Annotated in this window: 17 protein-coding genes; 7 read left to right on the forward strand and 10 right to left on the reverse strand. The window is 73.6% G+C overall.

Going from position 1 to position 14,953, the window contains the following annotated elements; all coding sequences use genetic code 11:
* The first annotated feature begins 34 nt into the window (after positions 1-34).
* The 5 genes from J116_RS05410 (at position 35) to J116_RS05430 (ending at position 4,953) form a co-directional block, all read left to right on the forward strand.
* Positions 35-1,006: a TauD/TfdA family dioxygenase gene (locus tag J116_RS05410; protein WP_023586072.1), complete on the forward strand. Its 972-nt coding sequence runs from the start codon at positions 35-37 to the stop codon at positions 1,004-1,006.
* 69 nt (positions 1,007-1,075) lie between these two features.
* On the forward strand, positions 1,076-2,644 hold the full coding sequence (locus J116_RS05415; protein WP_023586073.1) for an amino acid adenylation domain-containing protein: 1,569 nt from the start codon (positions 1,076-1,078) through the stop codon (positions 2,642-2,644).
* A 122-nt stretch (positions 2,645-2,766) separates the two neighbouring features.
* A complete protein-coding gene (locus tag J116_RS05420) occupies positions 2,767-2,985 on the forward strand; it encodes an MbtH family protein (protein WP_028963714.1) in 219 nt (72 codons plus the stop codon).
* 13 nt (positions 2,986-2,998) lie between these two features.
* Positions 2,999-3,937, forward strand: coding sequence for an ATP-binding cassette domain-containing protein (locus J116_RS05425; RefSeq protein WP_023586075.1), 939 nt, complete (start codon positions 2,999-3,001; stop codon positions 3,935-3,937).
* A gap of 71 nt (positions 3,938-4,008) precedes the next feature.
* Positions 4,009-4,953: an ArsR/SmtB family transcription factor gene (locus J116_RS05430; protein ID WP_023586076.1), complete on the forward strand. Its 945-nt coding sequence runs from the start codon at positions 4,009-4,011 to the stop codon at positions 4,951-4,953.
* 172 nt (positions 4,954-5,125) lie between these two features.
* Here the strand turns inward: J116_RS05430 and J116_RS05435 are convergent, their stop codons facing one another.
* The 5 genes from J116_RS05435 to J116_RS05455 all read right to left on the reverse strand — a co-directional run bounded on the left by J116_RS05435 (position 5,126) and on the right by J116_RS05455 (position 8,819).
* Positions 5,126-5,359 carry a hypothetical protein gene (locus J116_RS05435; RefSeq protein ID WP_023586077.1) on the reverse strand — a complete coding sequence of 78 codons (234 nt, stop codon included), beginning with the start codon at positions 5,357-5,359 and terminating at the stop codon, positions 5,126-5,128.
* Entirely contained in the window at positions 5,356-5,745 is a 390-nt protein-coding gene (locus tag J116_RS05440; protein WP_023586078.1) for an ArsR/SmtB family transcription factor, read from the reverse strand. The genes J116_RS05435 and J116_RS05440 overlap by 4 nt, the downstream gene beginning before the upstream one ends.
* Before the next feature lie 27 nt (positions 5,746-5,772).
* Positions 5,773-6,486, reverse strand: a complete 714-nt coding sequence (locus J116_RS05445; protein WP_023586079.1) for a 4'-phosphopantetheinyl transferase family protein — start codon at positions 6,484-6,486, stop codon at positions 5,773-5,775.
* A 7-nt stretch (positions 6,487-6,493) separates the two neighbouring features.
* Positions 6,494-7,816 (reverse strand): AMP-binding protein, encoded by a 1,323-nt coding sequence (locus J116_RS05450; protein ID WP_023586080.1) that lies wholly within the window; start codon positions 7,814-7,816, stop codon positions 6,494-6,496.
* Positions 7,817-8,036: 220 nt separating this feature from the next.
* Complete coding sequence (locus J116_RS05455; RefSeq protein ID WP_023586081.1) at positions 8,037-8,819, reverse strand: 4'-phosphopantetheinyl transferase family protein; 783 nt, start codon at positions 8,817-8,819, stop codon at positions 8,037-8,039.
* 483 nt (positions 8,820-9,302) lie between these two features.
* Here J116_RS05455 and J116_RS05460 point away from each other — a divergent pair, with 483 nt between their 5' ends.
* A complete protein-coding gene (locus J116_RS05460) occupies positions 9,303-9,893 on the forward strand; it encodes a TetR/AcrR family transcriptional regulator (protein ID WP_028963715.1) in 591 nt (196 codons plus the stop codon).
* Between the two features lie 63 nt (positions 9,894-9,956).
* Here the strand turns inward: J116_RS05460 and J116_RS05465 are convergent, their stop codons facing one another.
* The gene (locus J116_RS05465) at positions 9,957-10,322 is read right to left on the reverse strand and encodes a VOC family protein (RefSeq protein WP_235617313.1); all 366 of its coding nucleotides are present in this window, start codon (positions 10,320-10,322) and stop codon (positions 9,957-9,959) included.
* A 166-nt stretch (positions 10,323-10,488) separates the two neighbouring features.
* Here J116_RS05465 and J116_RS05470 point away from each other — a divergent pair, with 166 nt between their 5' ends.
* Entirely contained in the window at positions 10,489-10,929 is a 441-nt protein-coding gene (locus J116_RS05470; RefSeq protein WP_023586084.1) for a VOC family protein, read from the forward strand.
* A gap of 74 nt (positions 10,930-11,003) precedes the next feature.
* On the opposite strand, the gene J116_RS05475 is transcribed toward J116_RS05470, so the two are convergent.
* The 4 genes from J116_RS05475 to J116_RS05490 all read right to left on the reverse strand — a co-directional run bounded on the left by J116_RS05475 (position 11,004) and on the right by J116_RS05490 (position 14,894).
* Complete coding sequence (locus J116_RS05475; protein ID WP_394331475.1) at positions 11,004-12,599, reverse strand: MFS transporter; 1,596 nt, start codon at positions 12,597-12,599, stop codon at positions 11,004-11,006.
* Positions 12,596-13,333, reverse strand: coding sequence for a thioesterase II family protein (locus tag J116_RS05480; RefSeq protein ID WP_235617314.1), 738 nt, complete (start codon positions 13,331-13,333; stop codon positions 12,596-12,598). Before J116_RS05480 ends, J116_RS05475 begins: the two co-directional genes overlap by 4 nt.
* A 92-nt stretch (positions 13,334-13,425) precedes the next feature.
* Positions 13,426-14,595, reverse strand: coding sequence for an arginase family protein (locus J116_RS05485; RefSeq protein WP_023586087.1), 1,170 nt, complete (start codon positions 14,593-14,595; stop codon positions 13,426-13,428).
* A complete protein-coding gene (locus J116_RS05490) occupies positions 14,592-14,894 on the reverse strand; it encodes a hypothetical protein (RefSeq protein WP_023586088.1) in 303 nt (100 codons plus the stop codon). Before J116_RS05490 ends, J116_RS05485 begins: the two co-directional genes overlap by 4 nt.
* Positions 14,895-14,953 lie beyond the last annotated feature (59 nt).

The raw sequence follows: 14,953 nt of genomic DNA on the forward strand, positions 1-14,953 counted from the left end.
TGTCTGCGACCACGAGAGGAAGGGATGGTCGGGAATGTTCGGTCCTGGCGTCTCATTCAACGACGAGATCTATCCGCCCCTGCTCCGGTGCGAGACACCGGGCATCGACGCGGTGGAGTGGGCGGCACAGCACCGCCCGGCCATCGACGCCACTCTCCTCACCCACGGCGCGGTCGTCCTGCGCGACTTCGGCATCGCGGACGCCGACGCGTTCGAGGCGGTGGCCTCCTCCCTGGTGAACGCCCTGTACGGCGACTACGGCGACCTGCCGCACGAGAAGGACGCCGACCGGGTCTACAAGTCGACGCCGTACCCGGCCCAGCAGTCGATCCTGTTCCACCACGAGAGCTCCCACATGCCGCAGTGGCCCAGCCGCCAGTTCTTCTGCTGCGTACAGCCGTCGGACAGCGGCGGCGCCACCCCGATCGTCGACGGGCGCAAGGTGTGGGAGGCGCTCCCGGACGAGCTGCGCGACCGTTTCCGGACGCTCGGCATCCGCTACGTGCGCAACTTCATCCCCGGGCTCGACGTCGGCTGGGAGCAGATGTTCGGCACCGGCGACCGCGCCGAGGTGGAGGAGCGCTGCCGCGCCCAGGGTGTGGAGTGCGAGTGGCTGCCCGACGGCGTCCTGCGGACGGTGCAGCAGGCACCGGCCGTCCTCCGGCACCCCGGCACGGGTGAGCAGGTCTTCTTCAACCAGCTCTTCCTGCACCACACGGCCTGCCTGGAGCCGTCCGTCCGGGAGGTCATGAGGTCGCTGTTCGGCGACGACGAGACCGCGTACCCCCGCAGTGCGTCCTTCGGCGACGGCTCCCCCATCGACGACGCCACCGTCACCCTGCTGCGCTCGCTCTACGACTCGTTGGCGCGGCGGTTCCCCTGGGAACGGGGCGATGTGGCGGTCATCGACAACATGCTCGTCTCGCACGGCCGGGACCCCTTCGAGGGCGAGCGGAAGATCATCGTGGCCATGGGCGACATGGTCAGCCGTGCCGCGCTGAGCTGACCCCTCATCCCGTCCCGCCGGGCGCGGGCGGCCGCGCCCGGCCCCGAGAAGCCGACAACAGGAGCAGCGATGATCTCGTCAGCGGCGCACCCCGGCATGCTGTCCGGTGAGGTGCGCGACATCGAAGCGGACTCGGTGGTGCGGCTCGTACGGGCGCACGCGCGGGTACGCCCGGACGCCGTGGCCGTCCGGTCCGGCGCCACGTCCTGGACGTACCGGCAGCTGTGGCACCGCGCACTCGTCGTGGCCGCCGTGCTGCGGGAGGCCGGGGTGGGCCCCGGCGACCGGGTGGCCGTGTGGGCCGACCGGACCGCCGGGGTGATCGCCGCCGCGCTCGGCGCCATGTCCCTCCGCGCCGCCTACGTCCCCATCGACCCGACCCACCCCGCCGAACGCGTCGGCACGGTGCTCGCCGGGGCCCGGCCGGCCGCCCTCGTCCACGACGGCCCGGTGGCCGCGGCCCTGCTGCCCGCGCTCGACGTACCCGTCGTCGACGTGGCGGAGCTCGCGGACGTCCGCACCCCGCCGGAGCCGGAACTGCCGCGCGGCGAGGACATCGCGTACGTCGTGTTCACCTCCGGCTCGACCGGCACGCCCAAGGGCGTCATGGTCCCGCACGCGTCGCTCGCCAACTACGTGGCCTGGTGCGGGTCGCTCGTCGGGGCGGGCGGGAGCGGCAGCCCGCTGTTCGCCAGCCTCGGCTACGACCTGGCGATGACGTCCCTGTGGGTGCCGCTCGCCCAGGGCGGGCGGGTGGTGACCGTGCCCGGACTGTGGGACCAGGCCACGCTGTTCGGCGCCCAGGCGGACCCGTACACCTTCGTCAAGCTCACCCCCTCCCACGCCCGGTTCTTCGAGGCCCTCGCCGAGCCGCCCCGCTACGACCGGACGACCCGGCTGCTGATGTTCGGGGGCGAGGCGCTCGACCCGGCGCTCATCACCGCGCTGGGCTCCCGGCTCGACGGCGTGCGGCTCGTCAACCACTACGGCCCGACCGAGACGACGATCGGCTGCTGCGCCCACCGGTTCGACAACACCGCCCTGCCCGGTACGCCGACCGTGCCCATCGGCACCCCGGCCTGGAACACCCGCGCCTATGTGGTGGACGAGCAGCTGCGGCCGCTGCCGCCCGGCCGGCCCGGTGAACTGGTGATCGCCGGGAGCGCCGTCGCCGCCGGATACCTGGGCGGCACGGGCGCGGGTGACCGGTTCGTCGACGAGCGGGAACTGGGCGGCGCGCCTGGCCCAGCGTACCGTACCGGCGACATGGCGGAACTGCTCCCCGAGCGGCTCCTGCTCCACCTGGGGCGCCGGGACGACCAGTGGAAGGTCAACGGCTACCGCGTCGAGCTGGGCGAGCTGCGCCACCACGTGCTGTCCGTGCCCGGCGTCGCCGACGCGGCCTTCGACGTCGTGCGGGGGCCCGTCGACAGCCTGGAGCTGTTCGTCCGCGCCGCGGACCCGGCGCACACCGACGGCGAGGCGCTCGCCGGAGCGCTGCGCAAGGCGCTCACCGGTGCGCTGCCCTCGGGCCTGGTCCCCCACGAGGTGCATGTCGTCCGGGAGATCGTCTTCAACTCCAACGGCAAGTGCGATGTCGCCGCCACGCGACGGCAGTCGGAGCGCGCGGCCCGGTAGCGGGGGGGCTCCGCGCATCAGAGGGCGGTCAGTGGCGTGTCAGCGGAATCCGACAGCATGACGACGCGCCGGGCATACGGCGTGCGCGACAGACGACTCGGATTCGGGAGTGAGTGGGCGACGTGTCGAACCCCTTTGACGACCAGGACGGAACGTTTCTCGTACTCGTGAACGGCGAGGGCCAGCACTCCTTGTGGCCGGCCTTCGCCCAGCGGCCGGAGGGCTGGGCGGTCGCCCTCGACGAGAGCCCGCGTGACGCGGCGCTCGCGTACGTCGAGGAGAACTGGACGGACATGCGCCCGCTGAGCCTGCGCGAGTCCAGTGCCCCACAGGCTTCTTGAGGGGCCCCGACCCGTGGACATGGCGATTCAGGCCGAGGGGCTGTGCAAGGGGTACGGGCGGACCCAGGCCCTGCGCGGGGTCGACCTCGCGGTGCCGGCCGGTACGGTGCTGGGTCTGCTCGGCCCGAACGGCGCGGGCAAGACGACCACGGTGCGCACGCTGGCGACACTGCTCGTCCCGGACGGCGGCCGCGCCGAGGTCGCCGGGTACGACGTGGTGCGGCAGCCGCGCGAGGTACGCCGGCGGATCGGCCTGGCCGGCCAGTACGCGGCGGTGGACGAGCTCCTCACCGGGCGCGAGAACCTGGTGCTGATCGGCACGCTGCTGCACCTGGGCAGGCGGGCCGCGCGGGTGCGGGCGGCGGAGCTGCTCGAACGGTTCGACCTGACGGGCGCGGGCGACCGCCCGGCCCGCACCTACTCGGGCGGTATGCGGCGGCGCCTGGACCTGGCGGCCTGCCTGGTCGCGCGGCCCTCGGTGCTCTTCCTCGACGAGCCCACCACGGGCCTGGACCCGGTGAGCCGGATGGCCCTGTGGTCGGCCGTGCGGGAGCTCGTCTCCGACGGCGTCACCGTCCTGCTGACCACCCAGTACCTGGAGGAGGCCGACTACCTGGCCGACCGGATCGTGGTCGTGGACGCGGGCCGGGTGATCGCCGACGGCACGCCCAACGAGCTCAAGCGCAAGGTCGGCGAGGAGCGGCTGGAAATCGTTGTCACGCATCCGGAACGGGTGGCGGCGGCGGTGTCGGCGCTGCGCCGGGTGACCGCCGTCGAGCCGACGGTGGACCGTGACAAGGGCGTCGTCTCCATCGCCGTCGCCGACGGCATGGACGACATCGCCACGGCGGCGGCCGCGCTGCGCCGGGAGAACGTGGAGGTCGCCGACTTCGCACTGCGGCGGCCGACTCTCGACGACGTCTTCGTCTCCCTGACCGGCCGGTCCGCCTGAGCGCTCGGTCAAGCGTCTTCTCGTTGTCTTTTTCACCTCCCCGCCTGCCCGCGGGGACTACGGGGGCCACCATGCAGAGAATCCACTTCGACGCCGACGACCTCGCCAGAACCCGGCTGCGGCCCACCGTGGGGCCGCTCGTCGAGACGGCCTTCGCGGCCGGTCTCCTCAGCCGCAGCGTCGGCGCGCCCTACGCGCGGTGGCGCAGCCAGGTCACCAAGCGGCTGCCCCGGTGGTCGTCGCCACCCGCGCACGGCGGTGGCCCCCTCGACCCGGAGCTGCTCGTCGCGCACGCCGAGCGGTACGGCGACGACCCGGGCGCGGTGACCGGCCCCACCGAGCTGCCCGAGGTCTGGCGCGCGGCGGTGGCCCCGTACTGGGACCAGCTGCGCGCGTATCTGGAGGCCGAGTGCGAGGCGCGCGGCAGGATCGTGATGGCGGGGGGCGTGGGGCAGCTCCTGGCCACGCTGCACCCCCGGATCATCTGGCGCGCCCCGGTCCTGGAGATACCGGGCGGGCCCGACGAGGACGTCCGCCTCGGCGGGCGGGGACTGGTCCTCACGCCGTCGGTGTTCCTCAACCACCGGCCCGGCAGGCTCATGGCGGCCGCCGTGGAGAACGGCCAGGCGGTGCTGGCGTTCGCCGCGCCGCCCGACCCCGCTCGCGCCGCCGCGCTGTGGGAGGAGCCCGACGGCCGCACGCAGTCGCTCGGCGCGCTGGTCGGCCAGACCCGGGCGGCCGCGCTGCGTGTGCTGCGGGCCACCTGCACCACCAGCCAGCTCGCCGACCAGCTCGGCATCTCCGCGGCCGGCGCCAGCCAGCACACGGCGGTGCTGCGCGAGACCGGTCTGATCACCACGCGCCGCATCCGCAACACGGTGCTGCACACGGTGACCCCGCTGGGCGTGGCCCTGCTGGACGGCCGGGTCGTCCGGACGCTCCCGCCGCAGAACGTCGTCCGCCAGCGGGGGCGGACGCCCCTGGAGGCCGCTCCGGGGCAGCGACGCGCCTCGTAACCGCGTACACGGCGCGGGCGGGGGCTCCGGGTACGGGCGGCGGACGCGGCCGCCCGGTTCGGGGCCTCGCCCCTCTTTCTCCGGTCGTTCCGGTGGCGCGCTCGGCGTTCCGCGCGCCGTCAGCGTGCCGCGGCCCGTGGACCGCGCCGCCGCGCGCAGGTCGCGGATGGAGCTAGTCGACGCTGCGGAGCAGCGCTTCGACGGCCTTGACGCGGTCGCCGAGTTCGGCGAGCTGGGAGCGCAGGGACTCCTGCTGGGCGACCGCTTCCTCGGCGAGCTTGCGGTACGAGGCCATGGCGACGGCGTCGGCACGGTGGCGTTGCAGTCTGAAGTACGCGACCACGCTCGCTGTGACGCCGCAGACGACGATCAGGACGATGGCGACGGCGATGACGGCCCCGGTCATGTGCGTTTCCCCTTCACGTCTTTCAGGCCCTTCCGGTCTTCCGGGCCCTTTGCGTCCGCCCGCTCCGGGGCGGCACCGGCGTCCACCGCCCGCGCATCGTCGGCCCGTACGGCCGCGAGGATCGTATCCACATTCAAGTGCAGGTCAAACGAGGCCAGTTCGAAGTACTTCAGCGCTTTGCCGTCGTCGGACAGCTCCAGGTTGCCCACGACCAGTCCGGCCTTCTCCAGCCGTTCCAGGTGCATGTACAGCAGGGGGCGGGACATCCCGAGGCGGCGGGCCAGTTCGCTGACGTACATCCGGCCCTCGGCGAGCTCGGCGATGACGCGCAGACGCTGTGCGTGGCCGACGGCAGCGAGTACAGCCAGAAGCTCCTCGCTGGTCATGGCCCACCTCTGACATCCCGGGTATCTTTACGACGAGACTTTCCCACGACCTGCGCCGATGTCAAACGACGGCAGGACCACCGCCGCGGCGGCCACCCCGTGGCCGACGACCCACCGACCGGTCAGCCGTCCGGAGCGGAACGAAGGCTCGTGTCCCGGCTCCCCCCCGGCCGCCCCTCCTCCCACCACCCGCGCCCGGAACACATCGGTACGCGGCTCGAAGTCGATGTCCACGTCGTGGAAGCCCAGCCGCACACGGGTCAGCGGGAACCACGCCTTGTAGACGGCTTCCTTGGCGCAGAACAGCAGCCGGTCCCAGCACACGGCCGCGCCGGTGTGTTCGAGCCCCGCCAGCCGGGCGCGTTCGCCGGGGCGGGCGACGCTCGCCAGTACCCCCTCGCGCAGCGGCCGGTGCGGTTCGGCGTCCACTCCGATGGCCCGCGCGACGGTGCGCGGGGCCACGGCGGCGGCCCGGTAGCCGCCGCGGCAGTGCGTCATGCTGCCGACCACCCCGTCCGGCCACCGGGGGACGCCGTCGGCGTCGGGGAGGAGCGGTACCGGGGGCCGGCCCAGTCCGGCGAGAGCGCGGCGGGCGCAGTGCCGTACGGACGCGAACTCGCGGCGCCGCCCTTCGGCGGCGTCCGCCACGAAGGGCCGTTCCTCGGGGAGGAGCCGGGCGCCCGGCACGTCGGAGAACGCCTCGACCGCGACGGCGTACGGCGGCAGGGTCCGCTCGATCACTCCGGGGTCAGCCCGTCACGAACAGCTCGCCGCCGTCGAGGAAGCCGAGGTCTCCGGTACGGCCGACGGCGTCCCCCGGCACGTCCACCCAGATCTCGCCTACGACCCGCTCCGGGACCGCCCGGCGCGACGCCGGGTCGACGACCCGCACGCCGACGCCGGGCAGCGGCGTGCCCCGGCCGACCAGTTCGACGCCGCCGCGACCGGCCCGGGGTACGGGCACCGCGCGCCCCCGGGCGAGGGCGGCGCGGTCGTAGTGCCCGGCCACCGTCGGGTAGAGCGGCCGTGCCAGGGTGACCCCGAGCGCTCCCCCGCCTGTGCTGTAGCCCGCGGCGAACACCTCCTCGCGGAAGAAGCCGGGCCGGAACGCGTCGGCGAACCGGCGCAGCGTCCGGGCCCCGACCGTCCGCCCGCCCCCGGCACCGGCACCGCCCCCGACGGCGGCCACCCGCCACGTCGACAGGTCGATACGCATCCGGTCGGCCTCCGGGACGCGCCTGACGCACAGCTCGTACGCGCTGTCCGGCGCCGCGGCGAAGACGTCCTCCTCCGCCTCGATGGCGCGCAGCCACACACGCGGGTCCCGCACGAACGCGACGGGCTCCAGGGTCACGGCAGCCGCCCCCGACACGAGCGGGAGGACGAGCGCCGTGGCCAGTCCCGTGCCGTGCCAGAGGGGCAGCCAGCTCACGACGGTCGTGCCGGCGTCGATGTCGCACCGGTCGCGCACCGCCGCCTGGCCGGCCACCAGCGCGCCATGGCCGACGGCGACGCCCCACTGCGCCCGCCGACCGGGCCGCGTGGCGTAGTGGAGCAGCGCCGGGGCGAGGGGGTCCGGGGCCACGGGGGTGCCGCGCCGATGACGGGACGCGCGCACCGGCACTCGTACGACGACCCGGGACACGCCCGGCACGGACCCCGGACCGGCGGCGTCCGGCACCAGTACCGCGTCGGCGCGGCTGTCCCGGGTGATGGCGGCGACGACCGGTCCGGCCGCGTCCGGCACGGGTACGGCGACCATCCCGGCGTAGAGGCAGCCGAAGAACGCGACGTGGAAGTCCAGGCCCGGCATCGGCGGGACGATCACCCGGTCGCCGGGCCGTCCGGTCCGGTACAGGGCGTCCGCGACCACGCGGGCGCGCGCGTCGAGCTCGGCGGCCGTGAGGCTGGCCATCGGCTCGCCCGCCGCGCCCAGGGCGGTGAACAGGGGCCGGTCGGCACCCGGACCCGTGGCGCGGTCGCGCATCAGCTCCACGACCGTCCGGCCCGGAGGCGGGGCGGCCGCCAGGCGGTCCTCGACAACGCTCTCGTTCGGCGGTGCGATGCTCATCGGGTCGTCCCCCTGTCCCGCTACTCGTCCCACCGTCATGCTGCCCGGCAGCACTGACGTGTCACTGACAGCGACCGGAGCAGGCCGTCCGTGCGCTCCGCCCGCGGCCACGCGACGAGTCCCCCGTCCCCGTCGCCGACGACGCGCGTCCACCCGGCGTGTCAGGTCACAGGCCCGCCCGGCCCCTCTTCCGTGGCATCCGGCCGTCAGGCCGCCGCCGTCACACCGTTCGCCCGGCGGACCGGGAGCCCGCGACAGCGGCTGTCGGCAGTTCGCAGGTGCGCACCCGGGTCACCGGAGTGCTCGACGCGAGCGCCGCGGCGTGGCCTTCGGGGGCGGGCAGGTCGTACAGGTGGACGGGAGTCTCCGGCCACTGGGGCATCGGGCCCACGGACGCCAGCGGACCGCGCACGTCGAGGTGGCGGGGGTTGACGCGCAGTCCGAGGCCGGTGAGCTTCATCGCGGCTTCCTTGCGCGTCCACATGGCCAGCAGCCAGCGGGGCCGGTCCTCGGCGGACAGCGTCGCGAAGTGTTCCCTCTCCGCCGTCGTCAGCGCCACCCCGGCCAGACCGTCAACGTCCCGGAGCGAGGCGCGGCCCTCGATGTCGACCCCGACTGCTCCGTGCCCGGTCACGGCGACGAGCAGGTGCTCCTCGGTGTGCGAGACGGAGTAGTCGACTGGGGCCGGAGCTCCGTGCGCGAAGCGTGGCCGGCCGTGCGGGGTGGCGGTCGCGCACCGGTGGCAGTCGCGCGTGATCACGACGTCGCGGGGCGGCAGTCCGAGGTAGAGCGCACCGATGAGGCGCTGGGCCGCGCGGGAGGTCGTGAAGACATGGCGCGCGCGGACGCGGGTGAAGCGCTCGGCGGCGGCGCGTTCCTCCCGGTCCAGGACCGGCAGCCAGTCGGGGCGCTCCAGCACGGGCACGTGCCACAGGTGGCACTCGCCGGGAGCGGGTATGCCGGGCCCGGCTTCCCCGTGACCTGCCGCCGGTGCCTCGTTCATGTGCCGCTCTCCATCACGTTTCCGGCCCGCCGCTCCCAGAGCGCGGAGTTCGCGGCGGATGACGCACCGCTGCCGCCGGGCGGGGCTCTGTGGTCCCGCCGCGGTACGGGGTGACGACATCGGCCTCGGAGGGGGCGCCGCGGGTCGGGGCGCCGCCCGGTTCATGGGCAGAGTAGCGGAACCGGGGCGGGACAACGGCGACGGCGCGGTCGCCACGCGGTCCTCACGAGGGGAGGGGCGGGGCGTATCGCCGCACGGCCGGAACCCCTGTGCAACGCACATCTGTTGATGGACCGTCAGGCGTATGCTCGTCCCGCGCCTCGTGCCCCTGACGCCGACGGGTGACGGAGGCGGTCGTCGTCCCGTACGGACGCCGTATCGACGTGGCTGGTCGCGGCGGGATGCGGGTCGCCGGTCCGGAGGACCACGAAGTACCGTGTGGACGAGGGTTCAGCAGGGCCAGGCCGAACACGGGGGCGCATGATGGGGAACGGGGTCCGGGCACAGCAGCGCGAACAGACCCGGCGAACCCTGGTACGTGAGAGCCGACGGCTCTTCGCGACCCAGGGGTACGCCTCCGTGCACCTGTCGGAGGTCGTCCAGGCGGCGGGTGTCACCAAGGGGGCGCTCTACCACCACTTCGAGAGCAAGGCCGCGCTCTTCCGGGCGGTGCTGGAGGAGGTCCAGCAGGAGGTGGCCGCCCACGTCGCGGCGACGGCGGACGCCGAGGAGGACTCCTGGAACCAGCTCACCTCGGGCTGTCACGCGTTCCTCAGGGCCACCACGGAACCCTCGGTCCAGCGCATCATGCTGGTGGACGGACCGGCCGTGCTCGGCTGGCGGAACTGGCGGGCGATGACCGAGGCCACCTCAGGCCGCCATCTGGCCAGCGCCCTCAGCGCGCTGGTCCTCGAGGGCATCGTCCCGGCACAGCCTGTGGCACCGCTGACACATCTGCTCTCCGGTGCGATGAACGAGGCGGCGCTGTGGCTGGCCACGTCGGAGGACGCCGCCGACCTGGAGGCCACACGGCAGGCACTGACGCGGATCCTGGAGGCGCTGCGGGCGAAGTGACGGCCCGGCGGGCACTCCCGCCGGAAGGATCCCGCCCAGGCCGGTGCGCCGCCACGTCCCGGGTCAGTCCGTCACGATGTCGATCCGGACCCCGTTGGGGTCGACGATGGTGCCATGCCTCCGCTCCCCGCACTCCACGGCCCCGTCGGCGGCGAGCCTCTCCCACACCGCCGCCCGGTCCTCCACGCGGAGGGTGAGCCGGACCGCGCGTACGGGGGTGCGGAGGGACTCGGGCAGAGCGGGGTGCGCGTGGTCGAGCAGGGCGAGCACGTGGTGGCGCTCCCCCGGCCGGACCAGAGCGGTGTACCACGGGGTCGTATGCGCGGTGGTGAAACCGAAGAGTCTGCTGTAGAAGCCGCGGGACTCGTCCATGCGCGAGGTGCAGATCACCGGACAGAAGCTGGTCAGCATGGAGTGGACTCCGCTCACGTACCAACGGTATGTCAGATGAAGCTAAAGGCATACCGCAGGTATGTCAACGCGCCTCCCGAAAGGACAACGAGCGGGCGACGCCGAGGTCACGCGTCAGCGTGACGCCATGGCGCGGGGTTCGTTGAGACGGACGACCGCGTGCCCCACCCAGAACGGTGCCGTTATGACCTCCTCGGCTCTGACCAGCTTCTACCCGGTGCTCTGCAGCGAACGGATCGACGAATCCGTGGACTTCTACCGCACCCACTTCGGGTTCGAGACGACCTACACGAGCGATTGGTACGTCAGTCTGCGTCGGCCCGAACCGCCGCACCACGAACTGGCGTTGGTCTCGGCGGACCACCCCACCGTGCCCGACGGCTACCGGCGCCCCGCCGGGGGCCTCCTCCTCAACTTCGAGGTGGCGGACGTCGACGCCGAGTACGCGCGGCTGGTGCGGCAGGCCGGGCTCCGGGTCGCACTCGACCTGCGCAGCGAGGACTTCGGCCAGCGCCACTTCATCGTGGCCGCCCCGGACGGCGTCCTGGTGGACGTCATCACCCCCATCGCCCCCACCGGCGAGTACGCGGACGCCTACCAGGACGGCTCCGGCACCGTGGCATGACGGGTGCGGCCCGCGTCGTCACGACGCGGGCCGCATCCGGGGCCGTCCCTCACCGGCGGGACGTGCGAAGCCCTTTACCCCTCCGCTCCGACGGCGGGCACGGCGTCGTCGGCCACACCCTCGGAGCCGTCGGCGCCACCGCCCGTGGGCGGCAGCTTCACGACGATCGCCACGAGCACGGCGGAGGCGACCGCCACGACGGCCCCGATGGCGCCGATGAGGTTCAAGCCGTCGGTGAAGGCGTCCCGCGCGGAGGCGAGCAGACCGGACGCCGCTTCCGCGGACAGGCCCCGCGCCGCGTCGACGGCTCCGGCCAGCGTGTCCCCGGCATGCTCCGGAGCACCGGCCGGAACCTCCACACCGGCGTGGTAGACGGCGGCGCCGAGGCTGCCGAGCAGCGCCACGCCCAACGCCATGCCGAGTTCGGTGCTGGTCTCCGAGAGGGCCGCCGCCGAACCGGCCTGCTCCGGCGGGGCCGACCCGACCACGATGTCGGTCCCCAGAGCGATCAGCGGGCCGCCGCCCGCGTACACGAAGGCGAAGCCGGTCACCACCTGGGCGACGCCCGAGGAGCTGTCGGTCATGCTCAGCGTCAGGTGGCCGATCGCCGACACGACCAGACCGGCGGCGACCACGTACGAGGGACGGAACCGGCTCGCCGCCATCGGCGACAGCACCGCGGTGACGATCAGCGCGAACGCCGCCGGCAGCAGGTACAGACCCGCCTTCATGGGGGTCAGTCCGCCGACGAGCTGGAGGTACTGCGTCACCGTCAGGTACGTGCCGCCCGCGACCAGCATGCTGAGCAGCAGCGTCACCAGCGCCGTGCGGAACGTCGCGGTGCGGAAGAGCGCGAGGTCCATCAGCGGGCTCTCCAGGGTGCGCTGCCTGCGGACGAAGAGCACGCCGACGACCAGGCCCACGACGAGCGCGGCGACCGGGACCGCCCCGAACCCGTCGTTGGCGATCTCCTTCAGGCCGTAGATCACCGGGAGGATCGAGGCCAGGGACAGCGCCGCGCTCGTCAGGTCGAGTCTGCCGGCCTCCTCGTCACGGTACTCGGGCAGCAGCAGCGGACCGGCCACCAGCAGCAGCGCCATGATCGGCACGCCGAGCAGGAAGACCGAACCCCACCAGAAGTACTCCAGCATGGCGCCGCCGACCACCGGGCCGAGCGCGATGCCCACGGAGAACATCGTGACCCAGACGGCGATCGCCACACCGCGCTGCCGGGCGTCGCGGAACATGTTGATGATCAGTGCGAGCGTCGAGGGCATCAGCGTGGCTCCGGCGAGGCCCATCGCCGCCCGCGCCGCGATCAGCGTGACGGGGTCGTCGGCGTAGACCGCGGCCAACGAGGCGACGCCGAACGCGGCCGCGCCGATCAGCAGCAGCTTCCTGCGGCCTATGCGGTCGCCCAGCGTGCCCATGGTCACCAGGAAGCCCGCTATCAGGAAGCCGTAGATGTCGATGATCCACAGCATCTGGGAGGCCGAGGGGTCCAGGGCCGCGCTGATGTGCGGCACGGCGAGATGCAGCACGCTCACGTCGATCGAGAGCAGCAGGGTCGGCAGCGCCAGTACGGCCAGGCCCAGCCACTCGCGTGGCCCTGCCTGTGCGGGGGTCTCGTCGTTGGTGCTCACGGGGGTTCCTTTCGGGGTCGTGCTCATCGGTGCCCGACTCGGACGTCGGGCGAGGGGGACGGAGGGGCCGCCGGAAGCGGCGCAGCGGCGGGGGCGGGCAGCAGGAGCGCCGCCACGGCCGCCGCGTTGGCGGGGGTGTAGAGGTAGAAGTGACCGCCGGTGAAGGTGCGGTGCTCGAACGCGCCGGAGGTCTCCAGCGACCACAGATGCATCCGGTCCCCGATCACCACCGGGTCGTCCACCGCGCCGAGGGCGAGGATCGGGACGCGGGTGCCGGACCGGGGCCGCCGGTACGTCTCCATCGCCTTCAGATCGGCGCGGATCGCCCGGAGCGACGGGCCGACCAGGTCGGCTCGGTCCATGAGTCCCGGGGACATCCCCCCGATGTCCGTCAGGTGCCCCAGCAGCTCCGCGTCGGTCCTGAGGTGGGCGAAGGGCGGCTCGCTGGGGAAGCACGGCGGCTGCCGCGCCGACACGGCGAGCAGCGCCGGGGGCAGCCCCTTCGCCTCCATGGCGCGGGTCAGCTCGTACCCCAGCACGCTGCCGAAGCTGTGCCCGATGACCGCGTACGGCAGCGGCTCCAGCTCGGCCAGCCCCAGTGCGAGGGCGTCGACCATCGGCTCCACCCGGTCCACCAGCGGTTCGTTGATGCGCGCGCCCCGGCCGGGCAGCTGGGCCACGACGCACTCGACGTCCTCGGGAAGCACCGGCCACCAGGAGCGGAAGGCGGAAGGCCACCCGCCCGCGTGCGGGAGCGCCACGAGCCGGAACCGCGGACGGGCCCGGGGCACGGGCCCCGGGCCGCCACCGGCCGTTCGGCGGGCACCGCCGCCCACCTTCATCCACCAGCCGTTCATCCGGGCCCCGCGTCCCCAGACACGGCGTGCCCGGCCGGTACTTGCCGCCCGGCCGCCGGGCGGGCGGCCAGCAGCGGGTGGTGCTCCTCCAGGTGCCGGATCACCCGCTCCTGGTGGCGCTGGAGGCGCTGCCCCGGCAGGTGCTCCAGGGAGTGCAGGAACGGGTCCTCGGGCGGCGGCAGCCCGGCGATCCCGGTGGCCGTCCCGAGCACCAGCATCGGCTGGTACCACGCGGAGTAGCCGCCTTCGTGGGCGAACACGACCCGCCCGCCAGTCAGTTCGTCGGCGAGCCGGCACATCGCCGAGGCCATGGCGTGGAAGGTCCGGCTGGTGCACATCATCCGGCCCATCGGGTCATGGCCGCCCGCGTCCACCCCCGCCGCCACCAGGATCAGGTCGGGGGCGAAGGCGCGGGCGGCGGGTTCCACGATCCGCTCCATGACCGCGAGGTAGGCGCCGTGGCCGGAGCCCGCGGGCAGCGGCACGTTGAGTGTGCTGCCCGTCCCCGCGCCCGCGCCGGTCTCCATGACGAGACCGGACGCCGCCGGGAACAGCCCGTCCTGGTGGACGGAGATGTACAGGACGTCGGGGTCCTCGTAGAAGACGCGTTGGATGCCGTTGCCGTGGTGGACGTCCCAGTCGAGGATCAGCACCCGCCGCGCCCCGTGCCGCTGGGCCGCGCGGGCGGCCACCGCCACGTTGTTGTAGAGGCACAGCGCCATCGCCCTGTCGGGTTCGGCGTGGTGGCCGGGCGGGCGCACCAGGCAGTAGGCGCGGTCGAACCGGCCGTCCAGGGCGCCCGTGGCGGCCTGGACGCAGGCCCCGGCGGCGAGCCGGGCGGCCCGCGCGCTGTGGTAGTTGACGTGCGCGTACACACCGGCGTCGCCCGCACCGGCCGCCGAGGCGGCCTCGACCCGCTCGATGTGACCGGGCACGTGCACGAGGAGCAGGTCCTCGTCGGTGGCGGGCGCGGGGGTGAGGGCGGTGAAACGGTCCATCACCCCCGTGGCCCTGACAAGCCCCTCGGCTCGCCGCAGGTCGGGGTCGACCGCGAACTGCCGCAGCGGTTCGACGCCCGGTCCGACCGGCACGTACCCCGACCCGGCGCCGGGGTCGTGCCAGAAGCAGATCTCGTGGCTGAACCACGCGAGACGGGAGCCGTTCACCAGCCGGACACACCCAGCGAGGCGCGGCTGACGCCGGACACCTTCTCGATGTACTGGAGGTAGTACTCCCGCTCCTCGTCGGGCGTGCGCTTGGTGCCCAGCGTCGTCTCCAGCAGGCGGAGGATCTCCTCGGCCTCGTCGGGGGTCAGCCCCCTTTCGCCGATCTCCTTCTCCAGCGCTCGGATGCGCGCCGCCGGCTCGACCACGCCGGACGCGAACGCCGCCGGGTCGCTGCCGTGGTTGCGTGTGGAGGCGATGGTCTTCAGAACCGCTCCGAAGAACGCCGTGGTGTCGGTCATGGTCGTATCCCCCTTGTTCGCGGTACATCGGTCGGTGCGGGCACGGTGGTCTCCGGTCC

This window comes from Streptomyces thermolilacinus SPC6 (assembly GCF_000478605.2).
In the GTDB taxonomy this organism is placed as follows: Bacteria; Actinomycetota; Actinomycetes; order Streptomycetales; family Streptomycetaceae; genus Streptomyces; species Streptomyces thermolilacinus.

Coding starts and splice junctions, on each gene's coding strand:
- J116_RS05455 (WP_023586081.1), bottom strand. CDS start 8,819: ATGAACGAGGCACCGGCGGCAGGTCACGGGGAAGCCGGGCCCGGCATA.
- J116_RS05475 (WP_394331475.1), bottom strand. CDS start 12,599: ATGAGCACGACCCCGAAAGGAACCCCCGTGAGCACCAACGACGAGACC.
- J116_RS05430 (WP_023586076.1), top strand. CDS start 4,009: ATGCAGAGAATCCACTTCGACGCCGACGACCTCGCCAGAACCCGGCTG.
- J116_RS05490 (WP_023586088.1), bottom strand. CDS start 14,894: ATGACCGACACCACGGCGTTCTTCGGAGCGGTTCTGAAGACCATCGCC.
- J116_RS05470 (WP_023586084.1), top strand. CDS start 10,489: ATGACCTCCTCGGCTCTGACCAGCTTCTACCCGGTGCTCTGCAGCGAA.
- J116_RS05450 (WP_023586080.1), bottom strand. CDS start 7,816: ATGAGCATCGCACCGCCGAACGAGAGCGTTGTCGAGGACCGCCTGGCG.
- J116_RS05440 (WP_023586078.1), bottom strand. CDS start 5,745: ATGACCAGCGAGGAGCTTCTGGCTGTACTCGCTGCCGTCGGCCACGCA.
- J116_RS05415 (WP_023586073.1), top strand. CDS start 1,076: ATGATCTCGTCAGCGGCGCACCCCGGCATGCTGTCCGGTGAGGTGCGC.
- J116_RS05435 (WP_023586077.1), bottom strand. CDS start 5,359: ATGACCGGGGCCGTCATCGCCGTCGCCATCGTCCTGATCGTCGTCTGC.
- J116_RS05460 (WP_028963715.1), top strand. CDS start 9,303: ATGGGGAACGGGGTCCGGGCACAGCAGCGCGAACAGACCCGGCGAACC.
- J116_RS05410 (WP_023586072.1), top strand. CDS start 35: ATGTTCGGTCCTGGCGTCTCATTCAACGACGAGATCTATCCGCCCCTG.